This window comes from Halopseudomonas maritima (genome assembly GCF_021545785.1).
Lineage (GTDB): Bacteria > Pseudomonadota > Gammaproteobacteria > Pseudomonadales > Pseudomonadaceae > Halopseudomonas > Halopseudomonas maritima.
In genome coordinates this window covers 2,286,303-2,309,948 of sequence record NZ_CP079801.1, presented here as the reverse complement: position 1 = coordinate 2,309,948, position 23,646 = coordinate 2,286,303, and the positions used below count along the sequence as shown (strand labels likewise).

Below are 23,646 nucleotides of genomic sequence, written 5' to 3'. Positions count from 1 at the left end.
TTCGCTGCAGCTGCAGCGAAGTAGCTCTCCTCCATCAGCTGACCACGCGGTAGCACGGCTCGTAGGCCGCGCCGCCCGGCAGCTTCATCCGGTGCTGATCAACAAAGGCCTGCAGCAGCGCATCCAGCGGCTGCAGGATGCGCGGATCACCGTGGATACGGTACGGCCCGTGCTGCTCAATCAGGCGGATGCCCTTGTCCTTGACGTTACCGGCGACAATGCCGGAAAACGCCCGACGCAGGTTCGCGGCCAGCTCATGCGGTGGCATATCCAGCGTCAGTTGCAGCGCTTCCATGTTGGCGTGGGTGGGGTCGAATGGGCGCTGAAAGCCCTCTTCGATCTGCAGTAGCCAGTTGAAGTGAAAGGCATCGTTACGCTCACGGCGGAAGTGTTCCACCTCTTTCAAGCCTGATGCCATGCAGCGCGCCACTTCGGTCGGATCGTCAACAATAATGCGGTAGTGCTGCTGCGCCTCGGCGCCAAGGGTTTCACCCACAAAGGCATTCAGCTGCTGCAGGTAGGCGTCAGCGCTGCGCGGCCCGGTGAGAATCACCGGGAAGGGCACATCGCGGTTGTCCGGGTGCATCAATATACCCAGCAGGTAGAGAAACTCCTCCGCCGTGCCGGCACCGCCCGGGAAGATGATGATGCCGTGGCCAACCCGCACGAAGGCCTCCAGACGCTTCTCGATGTCGGGCATGATCACCAGTTCGTTGACGATCGGGTTGGGCGCTTCGGCAGCAATGATGCCCGGCTCGGTAATACCCAGATAACGCCCCTCGACGATGCGCTGCTTGGCGTGCGCGATGGTCGCGCCTTTCATCGGGCCTTTCATGACGCCCGGCCCGCAACCGGTGCAGATATCGAGGTTGCGCAGGCCCAGTTCGTGGCCCACCTTCTTGGTGTACTTGTACTCCTCCACACTGATCGAGTGCCCGCCCCAGCACACCACCATCTTCGGCTCCAGCCCAGGCCGCAGGGTGCGCGCGTTGCGCAGCAGGTGAAAAACGTAGTCGGTAATACCGGCGGAGCTCTCCAAATCAACCCGTGGGCCGCCCAGCTCGCTTTCGGTATAGACGATATCGCGCAGGGCGCTGAACAGCATTTCACGGGTACTGGCGATCATCTCGCCGTCGACAAAGGCGTCAGCCGGCGCGTTGATCAGCTCCAGCCGTACACCACGGTCCTGCTGATGAATATGCACTTCAAAGTCGGCGTAGGCCTCAAGAATGGTCTTGGCGTTATCGACCCGTGCGCCGGTGTTGAGAATTGCCAGCGCACACTGGCGGAACAGCTGATGCAAGCCGCCGGAGCTGACCTTGCTGAGCTGCTGTACTTCACGTTGGGAGAGGGTTTCCAGGCTGCCTTTGGGGCTGACCGATGCATTGATTACGTTGGGTCTTGTCATGCGAGGCTTCCTTGGCAAACGCCGAGCAGAGCGCTGGCGGCGTTAGGGTAGATACGACCAGTCCGGTCGCAACGGCTGACTCCATTCTTGCGCCGAGCAGGCGAACTTGGCAATCGCTCTGCACATAGAGGCGGCACGCAATGGCAAGCCAGGCCTCATTTTTGCTATAAAGCTGCCATGACCGCACTGATCAAGACCACCTCTCTGACCGGCTTTGTGCCGCTGGTACGCGAACTGGGGGGCGAGCCCGAAACGCTGCTGCGCGCGTTCGCCATCGACCCCCAGGTGATCGACAACGTCACCGGCGTCATCCCGTACCGTTCACTGATCGGCTTGCTCGAATACAGCGCCGAGCACCTGCAGTGCCCGGATTTCGGTCTGCAAATGGCGAGCCGCCAGAGCATCAGCATCCTCGGCCCGCTGGCGGTGATTGCCCAGAACGCGCGTACCGTCGGTGAAGCACTGCGGGAAGTCGCTCACTTCATGCATACCTACAGTCCCGGCATCAGCCTGCGCCTGGACACCAGCGATCCTGAGCGCCCCCAGCTGGAGTTTGACCTGCGCCTGCCAGCGCTGCACCGGGTCAGGCAGACTCTGGAGCTGTCGCTCGGGGTCGCCCACCGCACACTGCAGATGCTTTACGGGCGGGACTTTCACTGCGTTGCAGTACTGCTGCGCTGCAGCACCCCCTTGCCACAGAGCCGCTATCAGCATTTTTTCGGCGCCAACGCCTACTTCGCCCAGGAGTGCAACGCGCTGGTCCTGCGCCCGGACCATCTGACCCAGCCGATCAGCGAGCACAATCGTCAGTTACATGACACCATGCTCGATTATCTGTACAGCCTGAGCGCGGCCAACCCGCTTGACCTGCACAGCCAGGTCATCGACCTGATCAAGCGACTGCTGCCGACCCGACATTGCACCCTGCGGGTGGTTGCCGAACGCATGGGCCTGAACGAACGCACGCTGCAGCGTCGTCTGGAAGCGGAGCAGTTAGTGTTTGAGCAAATGGTCGACAACCTGCGCCGCGAACTTACCGACATGTACCTGTTGGAGCCCCATATGCCCATGGCGCAGATCGCCGCGCTGCTCGGTTACGCTGAGCAAAGTTCGCTGAACCGCGCCTGCAAACGCTGGCACGACCTGGCTCCCAGCGCGCGCCGACACCAGTTGCAGCAAGGCGCATAGTCAGAAGGGGACTTCCCTACGTGACAGCAAAAGCCAAATAAGCGACATCAAATGACAATTAATAACCCTGCCGCCATCTGAAAATCCCTCCATCGGCGCACCCCAGCTACGCTTCTTTTTAGCGTGTGCACGCCGTGATTGGCCCCAGTAGCCAACAAAACAATGACAACAACTCCGAGGATTTAGCTATGGCCCTGCCCGAAGCCTTTACCCACCAGGACTCCCTGCTGACCATCAACACCAATGACGAGAAGTTTCTCGAAGGCCTGCTGCACCCCGGCATCAAAGCCTACCCGCTGATGCTCGACCCCTTCAACGGCGTTTGGGTATTGCGCGTCAAGTTCGCGCCCGGCGTCACCTTGCCAATCCACTTCCACACCGGCTGTGTACATCTCTACACCATGAGCGGCTGCTGGTATTACACCGAATATCCCGACCAGAAGCAGACTGCCGGTTGCTACCTTTACGAGCCCGGCGGTTCCGTCCACCAGCTCAACACCCCAGCGGACAACACCGAAGAGACCGACACCTTCATGGTGGTATTTGGCACCAACGTGAACTTCGACGAAAACGGCAACTATCTGGGCATGATGGACGCCAGCCTGATCAAAGCCTGGGTTGACCAGGGCATCAAGGAGCAGGGCGCCGACAAGATGACCTACATCACCCCGCCGATTCCGGGCTACGCCCGCACGCCCTCCGCCAAGTAACCGCAGGCCCACCGCCTGGCGTCTTGCCGGGCGGCCTCCTTCCAATTCAGGAGAACCCTATGAAAGCAGTTGTGATGCGCGACCGATCCCTGCAGGTCGAGCAGTTGGATGCCCCGGTGCCTGGCGCCGGCGAGGTACTGGTCAAGACGCTGGCCTGCGGTATCTGCGGCTCGGACCTGCACATGTTCCACCATTGCGGCAACGTACTCAGCGCCTTCGCCACGGCCAAGATTCCGGTCAGTTTCGATCCCAAGCCGGGCGTGGTCTTCGGTCATGAATACTGCGCTGAAATCCTCGATCACGGCCCTGGGGCCAGCAAGCAGCTGAAAGTCGGCACCCGGGTTGTCTCGCTACCCTTTGTAGTGGGCGCCGACCGCTTCGACCACATCGGTTTTTCCAACCGCTACCCCGGTGGTTACGGTGAGCAAATGGTGTTGGCCGAACAGATGCTGATACCGGTTCCAGGCGACTTACCCAGTGACGTGGCCGCCTTGACCGAGCCGCTGGCGGTCGCCATGCACGCGGTCAATCGCGCGCAGCTGACCGGTGATGAAGTCCCAGTGGTGGTCGGCTGCGGCCCGATTGGACTGGCAGTCATTGCCATCCTGAAGGCCAAGGGCATTGGCCCGGTTGTCGCCTCGGATTTCTCATCGGCACGGCGCCAGCTGGCCGAGCAACTGGGTGCCGACGTGGTGGTTAATCCGGCCGAGCAATCGCCATGGAGCTCCTGGCTACAGGTGGCAGCCCCAACCGACTTTGATATCGACGGCCCGATGGCGCTATTAGGGATCGGCCCGCAGCCACGCCCCTGCGTGGTGTTCGAGTGTGTAGGGGTTCCGGGCGTGATGCAGCAGATTATCCAGCACGCCCCGCCACGCTCGCGAGTCATGATCGTCGGCATGTGTATGGAGCGCGACAGCTTCGAGCCGCTGATGGCGCTGCCCAAGGAAGTCAGTATCCAGTTCACCTTTGGCTACAGCACCGAGGAATTCGGCAGCACACTGCATGCCCTGGCTGATGGCAAGCTCAACGCGCAACCGATGATCACCAGACACATCGGCCTGGAGCAAGTACCTGCGGCCTTCGACTCGCTGGCCCAACCCGAAGACCAGGCAAAAATCATGATCGTAGTGAACTAAGCCAACAACGCCAGAAAAGGCGCAGGCCCAGCCGCCTCGCCTTTCTGCGCACCGGGCTTGTGCAAGGCGGCCACGCTTCCTTACAGTGGTGGCCGCCCAGCCACTGCCCAGAGCCACCCTCGCCATGCCGATATCCCGCCGCCTGTTCATCCAGAGCCTGCTGGCTGCTAGCGCCCTGCCCAGCCTGGGCCACGCCCGCCCAGACCTCACCCGCACCATGGGCAGTACCCTGGCCGACCGGCAGTCCAACCTGTATCGCTTTGAAGATTTTCGTCTGGACTCGGCAGACGGCGAACGTCACTACCGTATCTGGCTCGGCGTTCCGCGCAGTCCGACACCCGCCCAAGGCTACCCGTCACTGACCCTGCTCGACGGCAACGCCGCCCTGCACCACCTACGTGAAGACTGGCTCAGTGCTCTGCCGGCAGCTAGCCGACCAGTGCTGATCATGGTCGGCTACAACACCGACCTGCTGTTTGACGTGGTCGCCCGGCAGCGCGACTACACCCCGGCCGGCCCCGGCGAAGGGCTGATTGCCGACCCGTTGCGCCCCGAGCGGCTAGGCGGCGGTGCCGACGCCTTCCTCAAGCTGCTGGAGCACCGCATCAAGCCGGAGGTAGCGCGACGCGTCAACCTCGACAACACCCAACAAACCCTCTGGGGCCACTCCTTCGGCGGCCTGTTTGCACTCTACGCCATGGCCAGCCCGCTAAGCAGCTACAGCCGCTACATCCCGGTCAGCCCGGCGGTGTACTGGCACCAAGGGATCATTCAGCAGTATCTGGCGAGCAGCAGCGCCGAGGCTGACGTCTGGCTGGCGCGGGGCAGCAACGAGGTACGCATCAGCGAACAGATGGATGCCGTCGAGATCGCTCGCCTCAAGCAGCAAGGCAGCAACGCCTTTATGGCTACCGTACACAGCCTGGCCGACAAACCCGGCCTCAGCGTGCACTGGAAGCAGTTTCCCGACCTCAGCCACGGCCCAATGCTCCCCGCCTCACTGCCAGAGGCGCTGGCGATTGCCAGCGGACAAACGCCGGCGGGGTGGACAGCAGGTTAAGCCCGCGGGCCAACCGGAGGCCACATTGCGCGCACAAAAAAAGGCCTGCAGTTCTGCAGGCCTTTCATGTGATGTGCTGATACGGTATTCACCAGACAGTTGACCACTGTCAGGGGTGATGGCCATACGGCCTCGAACCGGGTTATGAAACGGGTACCCCTACCTGTCCGTAACCTGGAGAAGGGTTCTACCCCGTTTCCACGGACGGTTAAACCGTCGGCCGAGTGAAGCAAGACAAGGCGCCAATCAAGTTTCAGCTGTCGGGGTAAACTAGCTCTAACGTGGTAAGCGTTGCGGTCATTTGGGAAAGCAACTCGTCGCGCACCTTCCTCATACCCCCCTTCCCAAGCGTTCGATCCTTGCTGAAGATAAGAGCGTGTCCATCATTACCTCTAACTCGAGCAGGCTCCACGTCAAAGAATGGATCCCCGGCCGGGTTCGTCGCGTCGCGCACAGCAGAGCACCGCAGAAGGGAGTAAACAGGCATCTCGCGTTCATCAGGCCTACGCGCCGCCTGACTCGCCACCCTCTCCAAAACAACCTCTTTCTTGGTGAGCCCTGTTCTATCGACGCTGACGCCTCTTATCTTCAGGTCTTCCAGCGATATCGCAGACTGCTGATACTCCCCATCGACAAAGTGCTCAGGCGCAAAAGTAAGCCTGAGCAAAGATTCTTCGTCTAGAACTTCCATGTTCTCCATACCGAACAGCAGCCTTAAGCAGCAAAGATCGCTACCGCAATCTCTTCTGGCAGGAGCGCATCCACTGGGGCGTCATCGTTAAAAAACTCACGCCCATCTGCGAGCTTCGCGTAATAGGAGTAGGTACCGTCGCCATAGAAACCCAGATCCAGAAGATGGCCTTCACCACGCCAGCAGAAATTCACCTCACCATCTGACGCAGGCGATATTCTGGGACGACGCTTTTCGAAGGCGTAAAGGTGGCCGATAACAAACCGCTCGGCATCGTCGATAGCCTTAGAAGTTGGCGCGACACCATCGTAGCCATCCCAACCTGCCTCAAGCCGAGCAAAAGGCCTGACCGCTTCCATAACGGAATGCATTGCAGTAGCCCCGTGCCTGCTAGGGAGCACGAGAGGACTGATGGGTTCAATGAAAAAACCTGCGGTAGTCGGTACCGAGCGCGCAATCGCCTCCACATAGACAGTGGACGACCGCTCAGTTCCTGCCTGCTCAACAGGCTCCTCATCAACATCAGCCACTTTGAATGGATTGGAGCGATCAGTCAGCAGAACAGCAGCGTAGGTGCCCATGCCAGCGTAGGTTGAGCGCATCTCAACGTCGCCAAAACCTTGGGTCGTTGCCAAATACTCGGTGGTGCTCCCAGCGTCCATCCTAAGCTCCTACTTAATATGCATGTTCATTGAGTCGCACACATCACGGTTCAACAGGCTGCAAACTATTTCTTTGTTTCGCATGTGCATAAGCTCAAAGCGCTCAAACACCTTATCCAGGCTACCAGACCAAACAGTATACCTATCGCCCAGATCGCGCGCAGGTACCGCCCGAACCGACAGCGTATGGTCGATAGAAACACCTACATTGGGGCGATGATCCGGCGGTGCAATAGCAGCGGCATCAATGCTCAGCTGGGACAATAGTTCCTCATCATCACAGGCACCCTTTTCAAACCATCCTGTGTGAAGGTGCCAGCGATGACCTGAGCGAAACATGCTCTTATTGAGAAATTCCGAGCTCTCATCAAAAAGCTCGCTCGCCGAGAACTCCGCCAACTCTCCGAAGTACACAAACCGATCAAGCACTTTCATCCCAAACATACGCACTTTCGCGTTCTGCTCACCAAGGGTTGAAAACACTGCGTCCAAGTACTTTTGGACCATCTTCGATGTCAAAGCCCAACGCGAATACTCAAGGCAATGCAACGTGATCTGGCTACGGTATGCAGAAATCTGCCAGGCCGGCTCTGGGCGATCAGAGCGCATACTAACCATTTGGAAGCCATCGTCGGACTGGGAAACACCTGGAGTGCTATGCCCAGCGACATTAACTTTAATGGACTTTACTGGCTCGTATCGCCATTCGCGCCCCTCAACAGCCGACACGGCATCAGTCACCCGTGCCTCTATATCGTCTGGAAATACAACGCGCCCGGCGAACTCAAAGAAAAACACAACCTCAACGATTGCGTGAGAATCGCTAAACGGCTTGAAGTGGCCAGTCATCCATATGACTCCAATGAAGAAGCAACACCACTGTCAGATTCCAAGAGCCCGGCTTCGTTCCTTTCTCGCCGACCACCGTAACAGTGAGCACCCTAAATATAGCCATTGAGCGGCTATAGCTCAACACTGCCATTTGTACGTGTATTTGTACGCGCAGCGCGTAAAAAAAAAGCCTGCATTATTGCAAGCCTTTGTTTTGTATGGTGCCGGCACCAAGAGTCGAACTCGGGACCTACTGATTACAAGTCAGTTGCTCTACCAGCTGAGCTATACCGGCGCGGGGTGCATTATATATCGCCAGATTTCTGTGTAAAGAGATCGACGCCGTTGGCGGCCGCTTTTTCGCAGGTGATTTTATCCCCTGACAGGGCTATCGCACTTGTGCATGACTTTTCTACCGACGCCTTACATAGTGCTCGCAAGCTGTTGTTTTTACACAAAGATGAAAACTGATCAACATTTAGCCTACAGCCGCAAGGCCGCGCCAAATCTGGCTTTGGCAAGGTTACTCCAGTGTCATCAACACAGTTATGCACAGAAGGCGTGGATAACCACAGGTCGGATCACGCTGTGGATAACCCTGTGCGCAAGCGGTACACAGACTGGTGAATAACTGTCAGTTGTTGTGTATAGGAAGCACTGATCAATTCCACACGCTCTCTGCGAGTGCTCAAGCGTGTAGATGCAAGGCGCGATGTGCAGCCAATAGTGGTTCTATTGGCAAGCAGCGCAACGCGGCAGATTCACGCTTGAGCGCCCGCCCTGCGGGGCGTTCAGGCGGGGCCGCACTCTACGTTGTGATTTCTCGACAGGTCCCGACATGCCTTCGAAACCACGCCTTGATTGCAGCCCCGCCCGAATGCCAGAGAGCATGCGGAATTAATCAGTGCTTCCTATAGCCAGTAGCAGCAGGTTGCGCGGGGTCAGTTCCGCTTCGCAGAACTCGCCAAGGCTGACGCTGTAGCCGGCCTCCTGTAGATACAGTGCGCGCTCAATGACCAGCCACAGCTCCAGCGGGCGACGGAACAGGCCGGCTACCAGCTCCAGGTTGCGCACCTCGGCCAGCCGCTGCCAGCCGCGCTGCTCCAGTGCGTCCCAACGGGGTGGCGCCGGTAGCGTCAACTGGTGGTGATTGGCAACCGCTTGGCAGAATTGCTGCAGGTTTTCCGGTGGCGGCCCCGGGGGCTTAGAGGGCGTGGGCAGGTAGGCATCTACAGCACGCGCTTCACGCTGCCAGAGGTCACAGGCCAGGCGCCAGGCCATGGAGCGGTCGCGCCGGCGGCGCTCGCGTGCGCCGGCGGTGGCGGTCTGCTGCAACGGCAGGCCGAGTTCATCACGGCTGAGCTGCAGCCCGGCTTGCCTGCCGGCATTCGATAAAGGCTGGTGCTGCGGTGCGCTGATTCGGTTGTAGCAACAAGGCGACAGCGCCAGCTGTGCACAACCGACAGCCACTACCTGCTCGATCAGTTGCCGATGCAGATCGCCGCAGGCATGCAAGGCAACTGCCGCGTCCTGCGGTTGCAGCTGCGCCGCAGACAGCTGCATGACATCTGCCCTCAGATGCTGCACCGGCAGCTGCAGTTGCTGGCTGAGCTGCTGCCCCGCATCACACAGCGCGGCATCCCACTCCAGGCAGCACACCGGACATTGGCTGTGCCAGGCCAGCAAGCGGCCCAGATGCCCCTTGCCGGCGCACCAGTCCACCCAGCGCTGGGGCGTGGCCGGACTACGGGCAGTGGTCACTGCACTAAAGCGGGTGATCTGCTGCCATTTGCGCCCCGGCATATGCCGGTGCAGCAGCTCAGGCAGCGGCTGCGCAAGGTCGCCGTGCCAGCGCGGCAGGCTGCACAGCGCGCGCGCCTCGGCTGCCAGCTCACCAAAAGGTGCGGGGGCATCGGTCAGCAGTGCGGGTTGCAGTTGGGCCGCTTCAGCATCGGCCAGGCTGCGCTGGCGCAGCCACTGTGCCAGTGCTGGCCAGTCCTGCTCCCAGGACAGCTGCAGCTGGGTGAAGGGGCGTTGACGCCACAGCACCTGGTGACGCTGCAGCCAGTCGGTCAGCAGGTTGAACCGCTCCAGCAGCTCCACCGGGTGCTGTCAGCGCTGCTGGCGGCCAGCGTCCACCTTGAGCCAACGCTCCACCAGACGGAACAACTGGGTGAACACCAGGGTGATGATCAGATACATGACACCCGCCACCAGGAAGAACAACTCGTACTGATAGGTGCGCGAGTTGATGGTGCGGATTACCCCCATGATGTCCATCATGGTGATGGTGTACACCACGGCGCTGGCCTTGAGCATGAGGATCACCTCGTTGCCGTAGGCCGGCAAGCCGATGCGAATGGCGCGCGGCAGGATGATGTATTGCAGTGCCTGGCGTCGTGACATGCCCAGGGCGCGGGCCGCTTCCACTTCACCCGGCGGCACGGCCTGAATGGCGCCACGCAGGATCTCGGCGATATAGGCCGAGGTATGCATGGTCATAGTAATCAGCGCACACCAGTAGGGCTCGCGCAGATAGGGCCAGAGGAAGCTTTTGCGCACCACCTCGAACTGGGAGATGCCGTAGTAGACCAGAAACAACTGCAGCAGCAGCGGTGTGCCGCGAAAGAAGAAGATATAACTGTACGGCAGCGCACGGATGTACCAGTGCCGCGATGCCCGTGCCAGCCCCAGCGGAATGGCAAAGAACAGGCCAATGAGTACCGCCAGCCCGACCAACTGCAGGGTGACCAGGGTGCCGTCCCACAGCTGCGGCAAAAAGCGCTCGATGGTTGCCCAGCGTTCAGCCCAGGTCATAGCTCAGTCCTCACAAAACCGCGGTTGGCGCGGCGTTCAAACCAGTGCAGCGCACCCATGATAAAGACCGTGAGGAACAGGTAGATCAGCGCGGCCAGCAGATAAAAGGTGAACGGCTCCTTGGTTGCGTTGGCGGCCGTCTGCGCCTTGCGCATGATCTCCTCAAGGGTAATCAGCGACACCAGCGCCGTGTCCTTGAGCATGATCAGGTAGAGATTGCCCAATCCGGGTAGCGCCACGCGCCAGAGCTGCGGCAGCGTGATGCGCCAGAAGATGCGCAGATTGGACATGCCCAGCGCCTGCCCGGCCTCCTTCTGGCCCTTGGGAATGGCCAGCAGCGCACCACGAAACACTTCGGTGGCATAGGCGCCAAAGCACAGCGCCAAGGCCAGGGTTCCGGCAACAAAGGGGCTTAGCGATAAGCGCGGATTACCAAACCAGGCACCGATGGCATTCATCGCCGACACGGTGCCGAAGTACATCATCAGTACCCAGACCGTCTCGGGCACGCCACGCACCACCGAGGTATAAAAGCCGCCCAGCAGGCGCGGCACGCGCTTGTCCGAGACCTTGGCAGAAGCGCCCAGCAGGCCGAACAGCAGCCCCAGCGCTAGCGCCGCCAGGGACAAACGAATGGTCATCCAGGTCCCTTCAAGCAGGGCTGGACCAAAACCGTGAAGATCAGGCATGGGGTTACATCCAGGCCGGACCCCGCAGGGCCCGGCTGGTTATCAGTAGATGCTGAAGGGGAAGTACTTGGCGTTGATGGTCTCGTAGGTACCGTTCTCAACGATGCTCTTGAGTGCGGTATTCAAGCGCTCGCGCAACGGGTCATCCTTACGCACGGCAATACCGATCTGGTCGTTGTCGAATACCGGCTCACCCTTGAACTCGAAGTCTGCGCCGGCATCGCTCTGCAGCCACTCGTACTGCACAAAATTGTCGGCCAGCACGCCGTCGATGCGGCCTGCGCTCATGTCCAGATAGGCATTTTCCTGGGTGTCGTACAGGCGAATTTCCACCACGTCACCCAGGTTGTCCTCCAGCCACTGACCGGCAATGGTCGCGCGCTGGGCACCGATAGTCTTACCGTCCAGGCTGGCTTCGTCGGTTTTGAAGTCAGCCCCCTTGGGCGCCACAAACTGCAGTTTGTTGGTGTAGTAAGGCTCGGTGAAGTCCACCGCCTGCTTGCGCTCGTCGGTGATCGACATGGAGGCGACCAGGAAGTCGAATTTGTTGTTGTTCAGGGCCGGAATGATGCCGTCCCAGTCAGAGGTGACCACAGTGCACTCGACCTTCATTTCGGCGCACAGCGCCTTGGCGATGTCCAGGTCAAAGCCGACTACTTCACCGCTGGCATCAATCTGGTTGAAGGGCGGGTAGGCGCCTTCGGTACCAATGCGCAGCGTTTCGGCTACAGCGGGTGCACTCACGAACAACGCGGTGGCAGCCGCCAGCAACATCTTCTTGTACTGATTCATGGTACGACTCCTTATTTGTGGCTAGACATGAACTGTCGGCAGCGCTCGGAACTCGGGTTATCGAACACTTGATCCGGGGTGCCGATTTCCTCGACCTGCCCCTGATGCAGAAACACCACCTGACTGGACACCTGCCGGGCAAACCCCAACTCGTGGGTAACCAACAGCATAGTACGGCCTTCGTCAGCCAGTGTACGAATCACGTTGAGCACCTCCTGGACCATTTCCGGATCCAGCGCAGAGGTTGGCTCATCAAACAGAATCACCCGCGGCTGCATCGCCAGCGTACGCGCAATGGCCGCGCGCTGCTGCTGACCACCGGACAGCTGAGCGGGGAAGGAGTGACGCTTGTCAGCGATGCCGACCTTTTCCAGAAAGGCTTCGGCCGCCTCAACCGCCTCGGCCTTGGATTGCCCCAGCACGCGGCGCGGCGCCTCGATGATATTGTCGAGGATGCTCATGTGCGGCCAGAGGTTAAAGTTCTGGAACACAAAACCCACGCGGGCGCGCAGGCGGTTGATCTGCCGATTGTCGGCCGCGACCAGCTCACCCTGACGGGCACGCTTGAGCTTGAGCTCTTCACCGGCCACCAGAATCTGACCGTCGTGGGGGGTTTCCAGCAGATTGATGCAGCGCAGCAGCGTGCTCTTGCCGGACCCGGAAGATCCGAGAATGGAGATAACGTCGCCGTCGCGGGCGACCAGATCAACGCCCTTGAGTACCTCAAGGTCGCCGTAACGTTTGTGCAGGTTGCGCACTTCCAGAGCGGGCGAAGTCACGTATCAGTATCCACCTGGCTGTTTGGCCATCAGGTCTTGGGTTGGCGCACTTGTGGTGCAGCCGGTAGCGCGCGGGTGTGCACGCCGTTCGCTGTGAGGGCAAAGCTAGCACAGCTGCCAATCATGACCAAGATCAGGCGATCGGTCATTCTGGCCGTTTTCAAGGCAAAACCCTTGCCAACACCTGCGCTAGACGTATCGACTCACCAGAAACAAAAAAGCCCGCTGGGGTTGCCAGCGGGCTTTTCAAAGAGTGGTGCCCGGGGACGGAATCGAACCGCCGACACGGGGATTTTCAATCCCCTGCTCTACCAACTGAGCTACCCGGGCAACGTGGGCGCCATTAAATAGATTGCGCCTCGAGCTGTCAAGCGATCGGAAAAATATTTTCCACTTTTTCAGCCGCTTACCGATAAATCACTCGCTGGGCGGGACGTAACCATCCGCCTGAGCGTATTCCTCACCGGCCAGAAACTTGTCCATTTCCTGCTGGATGAAGCGGCGATCCTCGGGGTCCATCATGTTCAGACGGCGCTCGTTGATCAGCATGGTCTGGTGCTTCTGCCACTCGTCCCACGCCTTGCGCGACACTTCGTTGAAGACTTCCTGCCCTTTCGGGCCCGGATACGGCGGGCGATCCAGCCCGGGTAGTTCTTGCTTGTATTTGCGGCACATCACCATGCGCGTCATGGGCTTACTCCTCCAGAGCCGCCTGCAACAGCGGCTCGATCCGGCCCAGCAGCTTTTTCACTGGCGCTGCCAGACCCAGTGGTTCGGGTTGCCGCAGGTTATACCAGACCTGCCCGCTTTCAGCCACGCCATCGGGGCCAGAGACCTCCAGCAGCAGCGGCTGAATATCCAGGTGAAAGTGGCTGAAGGTATGGCGCAGCGCTGCCATGTCGCGGCGCTGATGAACCGCCAGTTGCAAGCCGTCGAGCAGCGCAGCGAGCTGCGTTTCGTCATCCAGCTGCGGCGGACACCAGAGCCCGCCCCAGAGCCCGCTGGAGGGGCGCCGTTGCAACCACACGCTGCCGTCGCCATTGACCAGCAGGGGCATGACGCAGCTGCGCACCGGTAGCGTCTTGCGGGGCTTTGCGCCTGGGTAGCGGGTCGGCTCACCCAGCAGCCGCGCTTCGCAGCCGTCACCCAGCGGACACAACAGGCACGACGGCTTGCTGCGCGTGCACAGGGTTGCCCCCAGATCCATCATGGCCTGGGTGTAGTGCGCCACCCGGTTTTGGGGCGTCAAGCGCTCCGCCATGCGCCACAAACGATCATGCACCGGCTTTTCACCGGGCCAACCGTCAACCGCAGCGAAGCGCGCCAGCACCCGCTTGACGTTGCCATCAAGAATTGGCGCGCGAATGCCCATGCTCAGCGAGGCGACTGCGCCGGCGGTAGAGCGTCCGATACCCGGCAGTTCCGCCAGGCCGTCAACGCTGCGCGGAAACTCGCCGCCATGCTGGCTGACCACCTGCCGAGCCGCCTTGTGCAGGTTGCGCGCCCGACTGTAATAACCCAGGCCGGTCCACAGGTGCAGCACCTGATCTTCCTCGGCGGCCGCCAGCGCCTCAACGGTTGGCAGCTCGGCCATAAAACGCTGGTAATACGGAATCACCGTAGCGACCTGGGTCTGCTGCAACATGATTTCCGACACCCACACCCGATAGGGCGTCATGTCCTGCTGCCACGGCAGATCCTTGCGGCCGTGGCCGTCATACCAATCCAGCACGCGCTGGGCAAAAACCTCGGGGGTCACCGTGAAAACAGCCCCTTGATGGCGTCACGCAGTTCCGGTGCCTTGTCGCCAAGCGAATCGTCAATGCGCTCTTCCAGTTTGCGCTGCACTTCATTACCTACCAGCTTGGCGGCAATCTTGCCGACGCCCTCGGTATCCACGCCGCAGCTGCTACCGGCATTGTGCAGATAACCCTGACAGCGGATGGGCCACTCGATATCGGCATAGCGCTCATTTACCTGACAGGCTTCGTCCGGCATTTCACTGCGGTCGCCTTCGAGCAGCAGACCAAGGCGGTAGTCCAGGCGCTGCTCGGGCAGGTTGATCTGCCCCCTGCCCTTGCCGGCCAGGCCGGGCAGATCGACTATCAGGTCGCTGTTGCCAACCACGCCGTTGCGAATGCTGAAGCTGCCATCGAGCTGTTCGAATGCGGTGTTTTCACTGCCGTGCTCGGCACTCAGCGACTTGCGGTTGGCCAGCGCAATGGCGCGGCACACCTGCTGCTCCAGATTCACGCCCAGCAAAGCGCCGTTCTCCACCTTGAACGAAGCACTGCCGTTCAGCGTGTTCATCCAGCGGCGCAAGCTGTTGCCGCCGGTCGTCACGTCAAGGTTCATGTCGAGTAGGCCGCTGACCTGCTGCGGCACCTCGTACGCCTGCTGCGCCGCGGCCGAGTCGACACCCTTGAGCTGAGCCTTGAGGGCGCTGCCCACCGGCGTTTTGCGGGTATCGATGCTGCCACTGGCGGTGAAGCTGCCACCGAAGATACCGCCGTCCAGCTGAGTCAGCCTGACCACGCCATCACGGGCCTTGGCCGCCATGGTGAACGGTTTGATGGTTTGCCCGGTCAGGGTGACCTGCTCAAGCGTCAGCTTGCCATCCACATCCAGTCGCGCCAGGGTCTCCAGCGGCAGCACATCCTCATCACTCCAGGGCTCTGGCGCAGCTTGCGAGCGACTACCGCCTGACCCGGCACTGCCGCTGCCGCCCTCACCCTCTTCGCGCGGCGGCAGGTAGTTGTCCAGGTTAAGGTTGTCGCCGGCCAGATCGAAGCGCAGCGCCTGGCGCGCAAAATCAGCCACGCCCAGCGAGCCCTGCAGGGCAAAGCCGTCCAACGCCAGCTGCAGGTCGTTGAGCATCAGGCTGCTCGCGCTGCCCTTAAGGTTGGCCGACAGGGCCACACTCGAGAGCGCGCCCGGATCAGCCATCGCAGGCAAGGGCTGGCCCAGGTCACGCAGCAGGTCACGTGCGTCGAAGGCGGCCACATCCAGCCGGCCAGCCAGCTGCGGCTCACTGTTCAGATCGCTCATCTTGAGCTGACCGGTGGCACGCATGTCGGCCAGTGACAGACGCAGCTGGGTCAGCTCGGCTAGCTGCTCGGCCAGATCAACCATGCCGTCGCCCTGCAGCTGCAGGTTGACCGCGCGCCCCGCAAAGGGCTCGCCGCTGGCATCGACCTTGAGATCAACCCCGCTGAGCAGATAACGCTGCTCGCCTGGCTGCAGCGTGGCTACGGTCTTGAGATCCATGCGCACGCGCATGGCCGGCTGATCCAGCGTCAGCAAGCCCAGGAAGGACACATCAAAGGGCTCGCCGGGAATCAGCGCGCCGGTGGTCAGGTTGGCTTCATCCAGCGACAGGATCTGGCCGCTCTGGCGGTCTTCGTAGTGCACACTGGCGTTGGTGACCTGCACGCTCTCGACCGTAATCTGCAGCGGCTCGTTGCCGTCGTCATCCTGCGTTTGCGCCTCGGCGCCGGCAGTGCTGCCTTGCTCTGGCGCGGCGCTATCCTGCGGGCCGACCGTTTCCCAGTTGCCCACGCCCTGATCGTTGCGCACCAGTTGCAGCTGCACGTCGTCGAGGATCACATCACTCATGCGCACCTGCCGGCGCAGCAACGGCAGCACCTTGACGCCCAGGCCGAGGGTGCCGACCTTGGCCAGCGGCTGGGCGGGGTTGTCGACCGGCGCCACGCCCACGTCCTTCAACTCCATACCCAGCCAGGGGAACAGCGACCAGCCAATGTCGCCGTCCAGTGCCAGCTCGATATTGGCCTGCTCACGGGCAGCCTCCCGAATATCGTCCTTATAGTCATTGGGGTCGAACAGACGGGTGAGGAAGAACAACGCAGCAATCAACAGCAGGGCAATCGCACTTACTACCAACCCCAGCACCTTGACGACGGATTTCATAGTCACTCCTTGGTCTACCCGGCCAGCCCCGGGCAAAAATCATGGCACAGTGAGAGAGGGAGCCTACACCGCATCCAGCCGCTGTGCGACCAGCTCAGCCAGAGCCAGAGAGGATGTCAGCCCCGGCGACTCGATCCCCAGCAGGGCGAACAACCCTGGCACCCCGTGCACGCTCTGGTCTTGGATGACGAAATCACGAGCCGGTTCCCCCGGTCCAGACAGCTTGGGCCGCACCCCGGCATACGCCGGCTGTAGTCTGCCGGCCTCAACACCGGGCCAATAACGCGCGATAGCCGCAGCAAAGGCATCTCGCAGGGTCTCATCCACCTGATAATCCAGCGTGTCGAGGTAACGCACATCTGGCCCAAAACGCAGTTGCCCGCCTAAATCCAGGGTCGCGTGCACGCCGAGGCCGGTGGCGTTAGCCTCGGGCATCGGATAGACCAGATGAGAAAACGGCGAGCGCCCGCTGTAGCTGAAATAGCGCCCCTGACACAGGTGCAGCGGCGCAACGTGCTGCGCGCCAGCGGCCACCTGCAGCTGCTGGGCAAACAGCCCGCCGGCGTTGACCACCTGCCGTGCCCGCAGGCTGAAAGCCTCTGCGTTACTGCGTCCAGTCAGTTCAAGGCCACCGTCCAGCGCACTAATGCGCTCAACCCCTGTATGACACAGCAGCTCGCCGCCCGCAGCCTGCAGCGCCGCCTCAAACGACTGCAACAGCGCATGGCTGTCAACGATCCCGGTCAGTGGCGACAACAGCCCAGCCACCGCGCGCACCTGCGGTTCACGCGCATGAACCTCGGCGGCGCTCAACCAGTTCAGCGCCACCCCATTGGCAGCGGCATTGGCCTGCAACTGCTGCAACGCCGGTATCTCGCTCTCGTTCACCGCCACCAGCAACTTGCCGAGCTGCTGGTGCGGCACCGCATAATCACGGCACCAGGCGTACAGCAAATCACGCCCTTGACGGCACAGCTGCGCTTTCAGCGAGCCCGGCGCGTAGTAGATACCCGCGTGGATCACTTCACTGTTGCGGCTGGAGCAGTGCAAACCGGGCGCGTCTTCCTGCTCCAGCACCAGCACGCTGCGTCCGTCACGCGCCATGCGCTGGGCAATGGCCAGGCCCACTACACCGGCGCCAATCACCACCAGGTCGACATCCACCACACATCTCTCCGCAACGTTAGTTGGCCCATTGTGCCGCCCTATCACGCCGATTGGCAGGGTGAATCCGCCACTGGTAGCCCTCGACACGGGCAGGCACGTATAATGCACGCCTTTGAACGTATCCATCAGCGGAGACAGCCATGGCTGAACGCAAGGCCAGCGTCGCACGCGACACGCTGGAAACCCAGGTCAAGGTCGCCATCAATCTCGACGGTACAGGCCAGGCCGATTTCGACATCGGGGTTCCCTTCCTTGAGCACATGCTCGATCAGATTGCCCGTCACGGCTTGATCGACATGACCATCAAGGCGCGCGGCGACCTGCACATCGACGACCACCACACCGTTGAGGACGTAGGCATCACCCTCGGCCAGGCCTTCGCCCAAGCGATCGGCGACAAGAAAGGCATCCGCCGCTACGGCCATGCGTACGTGCCGCTGGACGAGGCACTGTCACGCGTGGTGATCGACTTCTCCGGCCGCCCCGGCCTGCAGATGCACGTACCCTACACCCGCGCCAGCGTGGGCGGCTTTGACGTTGACCTGTTCATGGAGTTTTTCCAGGGCTTCGTCAACCACGCCCAGGTCACCCTGCACATCGACAACCTGCGTGGCGTCAACACCCACCACCAGATCGAGACGGTGTTCAAGGCCTTTGGCCGCGCGCTGCGCATGGCGATTGAAGAAGATCCGCGCATGAGCGGCATCATGCCCTCGACCAAGGGTTGCCTGTAAATCATGAGCAGTCATGTAGCCGTCATCGACTATGGCATGGGCAACCTGCACTCGGTTGCCAAGGCGCTGGAACACGCCGGCGCCCGCCAGGTTGACGTGACCAGCGATCCGCAGATCATTCTCGCCGCCGACCGCGTACTGTTGCCGGGCGTTGGCGCCATTCGCGACTGCGTCAGCGAACTGCGCCAGCTTGAGCTGGACGGCGTGGTCCGTCAGGCCGCCAAGGAAAAGCCGCTACTCGGCATCTGTGTCGGCATGCAGATGCTGCTGGAGCACAGCGAAGAGAACAACGGCGTTGACTGCCTTGGTCTGTTCCCGGGCAAGGTGCGCTTCTTCGGCAACGAGCTGAAAGAAGCTGACGGCACCCGTCTGAAGGTGCCGCACATGGGCTGGAATCAGGTCAAACAGGCCATCGACCACCCGCTCTGGCACCGCATCGAGCAGGACGCGCGCTTCTACTTTGTGCACAGCTACTACGCCGCGCCAGACAAGAGCGGTCAATTGGCCGGTCGCTGCCACTACGGTGTCGACTTTGCCGCCGCGCTGGCACAGGACAACGTATTCGCCACCCAATTCCACCCCGAGAAAAGCCACACCAACGGCCTGCAGCTGTTGAGCAACTTTCTCGTCTGGGATGGGCGCTGGTAAACCGAATAAACCCCGAGAAACCCGCTTGAGGCTAAAGGCTGGAAGTCCTACACCGAGCTTGATCTTCCAGCCTATAGCTTTCAGCCTAAAGCGATGCCGCCAGGCCAAGGAACTCCGACAATGCTTATAATTCCCGCTATCGACCTGAAAGACGGCGCCTGCGTGCGCCTGCGCCAGGGCCTGATGGACGACGCCACCGTGTTCTCCGACAACCCGGTCGCCATGGCTGCCAAATGGGTCGAGGCCGGCTGCCGCCGCCTGCATCTGGTTGATCTGAACGGCGCCTTCGAAGGCAAGCCGGTCAACGGCGATGCGGTCACCGCGATTGCGCGCCGCTACCCGGACCTGCCGATCCAGATCGGCGGCGGCATTCGTTCGCTGGAAACCATCGAGGAATACGTCAAGGCCGGCGTCAGCTACGTCATCATCGGCACCAAGGCGGTCAAGGAGCCGGAGTTCGTTGGCGAAGCCTGCCGCGCCTTCCCGGGCAAGGTGATCGTCGGTCTGGACGCCAAAGACGGCTTCGTCGCCACCGACGGCTGGGCCGAAGTCAGCAGCATTCAGGTGGTCGATCTGGCCAAGCGTTTTGAAGCCGACGGCGTCAGCGCCATTGTCTACACCGACATCGCCAAAGACGGCATGATGCAGGGCTGCAACGTCGAAGCCACCGCCGCGCTGGCCAACGCCACCTCGATTCCGGTGATCGCCTCCGGCGGCATCCACCACATTGGCGACATCCAAACCCTGCTCGACGCCCGCGCCCCCGGCATCATCGGCGCCATCACCGGCCGTGCGATCTATGAAGGCACGCTGGATGTGGCTGAAGCGCAGGCGCTGTGCGATCGCCAGAGCGATCGCGGCTAAAGGCCGGAAGCTGAAGGCTGGAAGATAGGCACTTGCGTGACCTTCCAGCCTTCAGCCTCAAGCCTACAGCCCTACACGTCCGCTAACACGCTCACGGAGTATCCAAATGCCCCTGGCCAAACGCATCATCCCCTGCCTCGACGTCGATAACGGTCGCGTGGTCAAGGGCGTCAAGTTCGAGAATATCCGTGACGCCGGTGACCCGGTGGAAGTCGCCCGCCGCTATAACGAGCAGGGCGCAGACGAGATCACCTTTCTCGACATCACCGCCAGCCATCAGGAGCGCGACACCACGTTGCACACGGTCGAGCGCATGGCCAGCCAGGTGTTCATTCCGCTGACCGTCGGCGGCGGCGTGCGAACCGTGCAGGATATTCGCAACCTGCTCAACGCCGGCGCGGACAAGGTGTCAATCAACACCGCAGCGGTGTTCAACCCGGAGTTTGTCGGCGAGGCAGCAGACCGCTTTGGCTCGCAGTGCATCGTCGTGGCCATCGACGCCAAGCGCGTGTCCGGCCCGAACGAACCCGGCCGCTGGGAGATTTTCACCCACGGCGGCCGCAAGCCGACCGGGCTGGATGCGGTCGAATGGTCGAAGAAGATGGAACAGCTGGGCGCCGGTGAGATTCTGCTGACCAGCATGGATCAGGACGGCGTAAAGAGCGGCTACGACCTGGGCGTAACCCGCGCCATCAGCGATGCGCTGCACATCCCGGTCATCGCCTCCGGCGGCGTGGGCAATCTGCAGCATCTGGCCGACGGCGTACTGCAGGGCGGCGCCGACGCAGTACTGGCCGCCAGTATTTTCCACTTTGGTGAATACAGCATTGCCGACGCCAAGGCCTATATGGCCGAGCGCGGGATTGAGATGCGTCTCTAACTATCGCTGATGGTTCCCACGCTCTGTGTGGGAAACCGACCGCACGGACGCTCTGCGTCCAGACCAGCTCCGCACGCCCGAACATGCGCTCCCACGCAGAGCATGGGAGCGATCAGTGCCGGCGGAGTGTGCACGGACTCCAGTCCCGTTTACGCGGGCGAGTAGCGCAGGGCTGACGGGAAATAGGACGGCAGCATGTCTGAGGAGCGCAGCGACGAGTTCTGCCGACCCCCGTCAGCCCGAGCAACGCAGCGAACCCGAAGGGCCGCGTAGCCGGGTGCCCCGGGGGATCGCTAAGGGGGGCTGGGCAAGCAGCCCCCCTTGGCTCGCCGTAAAAGGCGAAAGGCGACTTGCCAGACAACACTGAGGCCGAGAGCCGGACGCAGAGCATTTGAGCGATCGAAACTCGTGCTACCGCTCCAACAACACCTGCACACTCACCAACTGCACCCCTTCTGCCTCCAGTTGCGGCAAACGACGCTCCAGATAATCCAAGGTTTCCGGATAGGGATGACCGATCAGCACCGCCGCACCCTGCTTGCGGGCACGCGCCAGCACCAGGCGAAACTCGTGGTCGATCTCGGCCTCGCTGCGCACATTGTCCAAAAAGATGTCGCGCGAGACATGCGGCACCCGTGCGGCCTTGGCGGCGAAGGCGGCCTGGGTCTGGGCAGTGGTGCGGCTGTCAACGAAGAACAGCTGCCGCTCGGCCAGCACCTGCATCAGCCAGTCCATACGCTGGCGATCAGCCGTCAGCCGGCTGCCCATATGGTTGTTGACGCCCTGAATCGGGCCGAAGGCGTTCAGGCTTTGCTGCAGGCGGCTGCGAAACTCGCCCTCAGCCATCGCCGTGGTCAGCCCACCGGGGCCAATCGACAAACCTGCCATGTTCTCCATCGGCAAATGCAGCATTACCGGCTTGCCGGCGGCGGCAGCCTCTTCGGCCAGCGTTTGGGAATGGGGCAACTGCGGCAAAATAGCCAGCGCAACCGGCCCCGGTAGCGCCACCACGCGGCGCCCGACCGTCAGGCTTTGGCCCACGTCATCGATAATGATGGCAAGGCGCGGCAGCGCAGCACTGGAAGACGCCGGCTCAGACTCAGGCAACGGTGCCACTGGCGGCGCAGCAGGCGCATCGGCAGGGCTAACCGTTTCGTCGACAACCGGCGGCTCTAACGCCGGCGCTGGCTCGGTGATCGGTTCGGGCGCGGGCATGGCCTGTTGCACCGGCTCGGAGACAGGCTTCGAGCTGGCGGCTTGCTCAGTACTATCGTCCGAGCAGGCCACCAGCGCTACCAACAGCAACACCGCCAGGCCGCCATACAGCCCGGCAAAACCCGGCAGCCTCACTCGACGCGGCGAACGATGTTGAGCCCCTTGAGCAGGTTAAGCGCCTGATTCAGCTGATAGTCGGCATCCAGCTCACCGCGCTCGCGCTGCGGCAGACTGCCGGTGGGGCGCTCCTGGCCGCTGGCATTGTTCAGGTGACCTGCCAGATCAGCCTCACGATAGCCACCGCTATCGGCGACATCATCGACTGTCACATGGGCGCGCTCAACGCGAATGTCCGGCACGATGCCCTGGGCCTGAATAGAGCGACCTTGGGGCGTGTAATACAGGGCGGTGGTCAGCTTGAGTGCGCGGTCATTGTTCAGTGGCAGCACGGTTTGCACCGAGCCCTTGCCGAAGCTGTCGGTGCCCATAATCACGCCGCGACCGTGGTCTTGCAGGGCGCCAGCAACAATCTCCGACGCCGACGCGGAGCCGCCGTTGATCAGCACCACCAGCGGCACACTGCCCGACGGGTTGCTGCTGGTTGCGCTGTAACGCAGCTCGGCGTTGCTCAGGCGGCCCTTGGTGTACACAATCAGCCCCTGGTCGACAAAGCTGTCGACGACTTCAACCGCCGACTGCAGCACGCCGCCAGGGTTATTGCGCAGGTCCAGCACCAGGCCCTTGAGGTCGCCACTGGCGTTCAAACGGTTCAGGCTGGTGCGCACTTCATCGCCGGTGTTGTTCTGGAACTGGGTGATGCGCAGATAGGCGTAGCCGGGCTCCAATTCTTCGGTTTTGACGCTCTTGACCTTGATGATGGCGCGGGTCAGGGTGACCTCAAAAGGGCGGCCGTTGTCGCGCACCAGGGTAAGGCGAATTTCCGAACCGGGCTCGCCGCGCATGCGGTCTACCGCGTCCATCAGGCTGATGCCCTTGACCGGCTGATCGTCGATCTTGACGATCAGGTCGCCCGCCTCGATGCCCGCTTCGGCGGCCGGTGTGTCATCAATCGGCGAGACCACCTTGAGAAAGCCGTCTTCCTGACCGACTTCAATGCCCAAGCCGCCAAACTGGCCTTCGGTGCTGTCCTGCAGGCCGGTGTAGTCTTCGGGGGTGAGATAAGCCGAGTGCGGGTCCAGCCCCTCGAGCATGCCGCGCACGGCGTTGTCCAGCAAGGTGGCATCGTCGACTGGCTCAACGTAGGCAGCGCGGATACGCTCAAAGACTTCGGCAAAGGTGCGCAGCTCGTTCAACGGCAGCGGCGCTGCGGCGGATTGGGCAGGTTGCTGCTCCTGGGCCTGCAGGGGCATGACAAACGCCAGACTCAGACCGGCCACCAACAGACTACGCGCTGCAATCATGTAACTCTCCAATCCAGGGAA

The 23,646-nt window shown here is 61.5% G+C and carries 23 protein-coding genes and 2 tRNA genes; 8 read left to right on the top strand and 17 right to left on the bottom strand.

What is annotated here, in order from left to right; genetic code table 11:
- Window positions 1–34: 34 nt before the first annotated feature.
- Window positions 35–1,408 carry a nucleotide 5'-monophosphate nucleosidase PpnN gene (gene ppnN / locus HV822_RS10645; RefSeq protein WP_238869965.1) on the bottom strand — a complete coding sequence of 458 codons (1,374 nt, stop codon included), beginning with the start codon at window positions 1,406–1,408 and terminating at the stop codon, window positions 35–37.
- A gap of 177 nt (window positions 1,409–1,585) precedes the next feature.
- Here ppnN and HV822_RS10640 point away from each other — a divergent pair, with 177 nt between their 5' ends.
- The 4 genes from HV822_RS10640 to HV822_RS10625 all read left to right on the top strand — a co-directional run bounded on the left by HV822_RS10640 (window position 1,586) and on the right by HV822_RS10625 (window position 5,505).
- Complete coding sequence (locus HV822_RS10640) at window positions 1,586–2,596, top strand: AraC family transcriptional regulator (protein WP_238869964.1); 1,011 nt, start codon at window positions 1,586–1,588, stop codon at window positions 2,594–2,596.
- Between the two features lie 188 nt (window positions 2,597–2,784).
- Entirely contained in the window at window positions 2,785–3,306 is a 522-nt protein-coding gene (locus HV822_RS10635) for a 2,4'-dihydroxyacetophenone dioxygenase family protein (RefSeq protein ID WP_238869963.1), read from the top strand.
- Between the two features lie 59 nt (window positions 3,307–3,365).
- Window positions 3,366–4,445 (top strand): zinc-binding dehydrogenase, encoded by a 1,080-nt coding sequence (locus HV822_RS10630; RefSeq protein ID WP_238869962.1) that lies wholly within the window; start codon window positions 3,366–3,368, stop codon window positions 4,443–4,445.
- Window positions 4,446–4,569: 124 nt separating this feature from the next.
- Window positions 4,570–5,505 (top strand): alpha/beta hydrolase, encoded by a 936-nt coding sequence (locus tag HV822_RS10625; protein ID WP_238869961.1) that lies wholly within the window; start codon window positions 4,570–4,572, stop codon window positions 5,503–5,505.
- 253 nt (window positions 5,506–5,758) lie between these two features.
- On the opposite strand, the gene HV822_RS10620 is transcribed toward HV822_RS10625, so the two are convergent.
- The 14 genes from HV822_RS10620 to HV822_RS10555 form a co-directional block, all read right to left on the bottom strand.
- Window positions 5,759–6,205, bottom strand: coding sequence for a hypothetical protein (locus HV822_RS10620; protein WP_238869960.1), 447 nt, complete (start codon window positions 6,203–6,205; stop codon window positions 5,759–5,761).
- 14 nt (window positions 6,206–6,219) lie between these two features.
- On the bottom strand, window positions 6,220–6,858 hold the full coding sequence (locus HV822_RS10615) for a hypothetical protein (protein WP_238869959.1): 639 nt from the start codon (window positions 6,856–6,858) through the stop codon (window positions 6,220–6,222).
- Window positions 6,859–6,867: 9 nt separating this feature from the next.
- Entirely contained in the window at window positions 6,868–7,707 is an 840-nt protein-coding gene (locus HV822_RS10610) for a hypothetical protein (protein WP_238869958.1), read from the bottom strand.
- Between the two features lie 201 nt (window positions 7,708–7,908).
- Window positions 7,909–7,984 (bottom strand) — tRNA-Thr (locus HV822_RS10605).
- A gap of 602 nt (window positions 7,985–8,586) precedes the next feature.
- Window positions 8,587–9,792 carry a methyltransferase gene (locus HV822_RS10600; protein ID WP_238869957.1) on the bottom strand — a complete coding sequence of 402 codons (1,206 nt, stop codon included), beginning with the start codon at window positions 9,790–9,792 and terminating at the stop codon, window positions 8,587–8,589.
- 9 nt (window positions 9,793–9,801) lie between these two features.
- Entirely contained in the window at window positions 9,802–10,506 is a 705-nt protein-coding gene (locus HV822_RS10595; protein WP_238869956.1) for an ABC transporter permease, read from the bottom strand.
- Entirely contained in the window at window positions 10,503–11,195 is a 693-nt protein-coding gene (locus HV822_RS10590; protein WP_238869955.1) for an ABC transporter permease, read from the bottom strand. The genes HV822_RS10595 and HV822_RS10590 overlap by 4 nt, the downstream gene beginning before the upstream one ends.
- Window positions 11,196–11,237: 42 nt before the next feature.
- Entirely contained in the window at window positions 11,238–11,987 is a 750-nt protein-coding gene (locus tag HV822_RS10585) for an ABC transporter substrate-binding protein (RefSeq protein WP_238869954.1), read from the bottom strand.
- An 11-nt stretch (window positions 11,988–11,998) separates the two neighbouring features.
- On the bottom strand, window positions 11,999–12,766 hold the full coding sequence (locus HV822_RS10580; RefSeq protein WP_238869953.1) for an ABC transporter ATP-binding protein: 768 nt from the start codon (window positions 12,764–12,766) through the stop codon (window positions 11,999–12,001).
- 254 nt (window positions 12,767–13,020) lie between these two features.
- Window positions 13,021–13,096, bottom strand: a tRNA-Phe gene (locus HV822_RS10575).
- Between the two features lie 87 nt (window positions 13,097–13,183).
- Complete coding sequence (locus HV822_RS10570) at window positions 13,184–13,456, bottom strand: oxidative damage protection protein (protein ID WP_083728207.1); 273 nt, start codon at window positions 13,454–13,456, stop codon at window positions 13,184–13,186.
- A 4-nt stretch (window positions 13,457–13,460) separates the two neighbouring features.
- Window positions 13,461–14,525, bottom strand: a complete 1,065-nt coding sequence (gene mutY / locus HV822_RS10565; RefSeq protein WP_238869952.1) for an A/G-specific adenine glycosylase — start codon at window positions 14,523–14,525, stop codon at window positions 13,461–13,463.
- Window positions 14,522–16,696, bottom strand: coding sequence for an AsmA family protein (locus HV822_RS10560; protein ID WP_238869951.1), 2,175 nt, complete (start codon window positions 16,694–16,696; stop codon window positions 14,522–14,524). Before HV822_RS10560 ends, mutY begins: the two co-directional genes overlap by 4 nt.
- 63 nt (window positions 16,697–16,759) lie before the next feature.
- Window positions 16,760–17,863 (bottom strand): NAD(P)/FAD-dependent oxidoreductase, encoded by a 1,104-nt coding sequence (locus HV822_RS10555; RefSeq protein ID WP_238869950.1) that lies wholly within the window; start codon window positions 17,861–17,863, stop codon window positions 16,760–16,762.
- Window positions 17,864–18,003: 140 nt separating this feature from the next.
- Between HV822_RS10555 and hisB the strand changes: the two genes are divergently transcribed.
- From hisB to hisF, 4 genes are all read left to right on the top strand, one after another.
- Window positions 18,004–18,597: an imidazoleglycerol-phosphate dehydratase HisB gene (gene hisB / locus HV822_RS10550; RefSeq protein ID WP_238869949.1), complete on the top strand. Its 594-nt coding sequence runs from the start codon at window positions 18,004–18,006 to the stop codon at window positions 18,595–18,597.
- A 3-nt stretch (window positions 18,598–18,600) separates the two neighbouring features.
- Window positions 18,601–19,245, top strand: a complete 645-nt coding sequence (gene hisH, locus HV822_RS10545) for an imidazole glycerol phosphate synthase subunit HisH (RefSeq protein WP_238869948.1) — start codon at window positions 18,601–18,603, stop codon at window positions 19,243–19,245.
- Window positions 19,246–19,365: 120 nt separating this feature from the next.
- Window positions 19,366–20,109 (top strand): 1-(5-phosphoribosyl)-5-[(5-phosphoribosylamino)methylideneamino]imidazole-4-carboxamide isomerase, encoded by a 744-nt coding sequence (hisA, locus tag HV822_RS10540; protein ID WP_238869947.1) that lies wholly within the window; start codon window positions 19,366–19,368, stop codon window positions 20,107–20,109.
- A gap of 106 nt (window positions 20,110–20,215) precedes the next feature.
- Window positions 20,216–20,989 carry an imidazole glycerol phosphate synthase subunit HisF gene (gene hisF / locus HV822_RS10535; protein WP_238869946.1) on the top strand — a complete coding sequence of 258 codons (774 nt, stop codon included), beginning with the start codon at window positions 20,216–20,218 and terminating at the stop codon, window positions 20,987–20,989.
- Window positions 20,990–21,400: 411 nt separating this feature from the next.
- Here the strand turns inward: hisF and HV822_RS10530 are convergent, their stop codons facing one another.
- Window positions 21,401–22,339 carry a divergent polysaccharide deacetylase family protein gene (locus HV822_RS10530; RefSeq protein WP_238869945.1) on the bottom strand — a complete coding sequence of 313 codons (939 nt, stop codon included), beginning with the start codon at window positions 22,337–22,339 and terminating at the stop codon, window positions 21,401–21,403.
- Window positions 22,336–23,625 carry a S41 family peptidase gene (locus HV822_RS10525; RefSeq protein ID WP_396264846.1) on the bottom strand — a complete coding sequence of 430 codons (1,290 nt, stop codon included), beginning with the start codon at window positions 23,623–23,625 and terminating at the stop codon, window positions 22,336–22,338. The genes HV822_RS10530 and HV822_RS10525 overlap by 4 nt, the downstream gene beginning before the upstream one ends.
- Window positions 23,626–23,646: the final 21 nt, after the last annotated feature.

Coding starts and splice junctions, on each gene's coding strand:
- HV822_RS10635 (WP_238869963.1), top strand. CDS start 2,785: ATGGCCCTGCCCGAAGCCTTTACCCACCAGGACTCCCTGCTGACCATC.
- hisH (WP_238869948.1), top strand. CDS start 18,601: ATGAGCAGTCATGTAGCCGTCATCGACTATGGCATGGGCAACCTGCAC.
- hisB (WP_238869949.1), top strand. CDS start 18,004: ATGGCTGAACGCAAGGCCAGCGTCGCACGCGACACGCTGGAAACCCAG.
- HV822_RS10640 (WP_238869964.1), top strand. CDS start 1,586: ATGACCGCACTGATCAAGACCACCTCTCTGACCGGCTTTGTGCCGCTG.
- HV822_RS10570 (WP_083728207.1), bottom strand. CDS start 13,456: ATGACGCGCATGGTGATGTGCCGCAAATACAAGCAAGAACTACCCGGG.
- HV822_RS10620 (WP_238869960.1), bottom strand. CDS start 6,205: ATGGAGAACATGGAAGTTCTAGACGAAGAATCTTTGCTCAGGCTTACT.
- HV822_RS10560 (WP_238869951.1), bottom strand. CDS start 16,696: ATGAAATCCGTCGTCAAGGTGCTGGGGTTGGTAGTAAGTGCGATTGCC.
- HV822_RS10615 (WP_238869959.1), bottom strand. CDS start 6,858: ATGGACGCTGGGAGCACCACCGAGTATTTGGCAACGACCCAAGGTTTT.
- HV822_RS10585 (WP_238869954.1), bottom strand. CDS start 11,987: ATGAATCAGTACAAGAAGATGTTGCTGGCGGCTGCCACCGCGTTGTTC.
- HV822_RS10630 (WP_238869962.1), top strand. CDS start 3,366: ATGAAAGCAGTTGTGATGCGCGACCGATCCCTGCAGGTCGAGCAGTTG.
- HV822_RS10610 (WP_238869958.1), bottom strand. CDS start 7,707: ATGACTGGCCACTTCAAGCCGTTTAGCGATTCTCACGCAATCGTTGAG.
- hisF (WP_238869946.1), top strand. CDS start 20,216: ATGCCCCTGGCCAAACGCATCATCCCCTGCCTCGACGTCGATAACGGT.
- HV822_RS10590 (WP_238869955.1), bottom strand. CDS start 11,195: ATGCCTGATCTTCACGGTTTTGGTCCAGCCCTGCTTGAAGGGACCTGG.
- HV822_RS10595 (WP_238869956.1), bottom strand. CDS start 10,506: ATGACCTGGGCTGAACGCTGGGCAACCATCGAGCGCTTTTTGCCGCAG.
- hisA (WP_238869947.1), top strand. CDS start 19,366: ATGCTTATAATTCCCGCTATCGACCTGAAAGACGGCGCCTGCGTGCGC.
- HV822_RS10525 (WP_396264846.1), bottom strand. CDS start 23,625: ATGATTGCAGCGCGTAGTCTGTTGGTGGCCGGTCTGAGTCTGGCGTTT.
- ppnN (WP_238869965.1), bottom strand. CDS start 1,408: ATGACAAGACCCAACGTAATCAATGCATCGGTCAGCCCCAAAGGCAGC.
- HV822_RS10625 (WP_238869961.1), top strand. CDS start 4,570: ATGCCGATATCCCGCCGCCTGTTCATCCAGAGCCTGCTGGCTGCTAGC.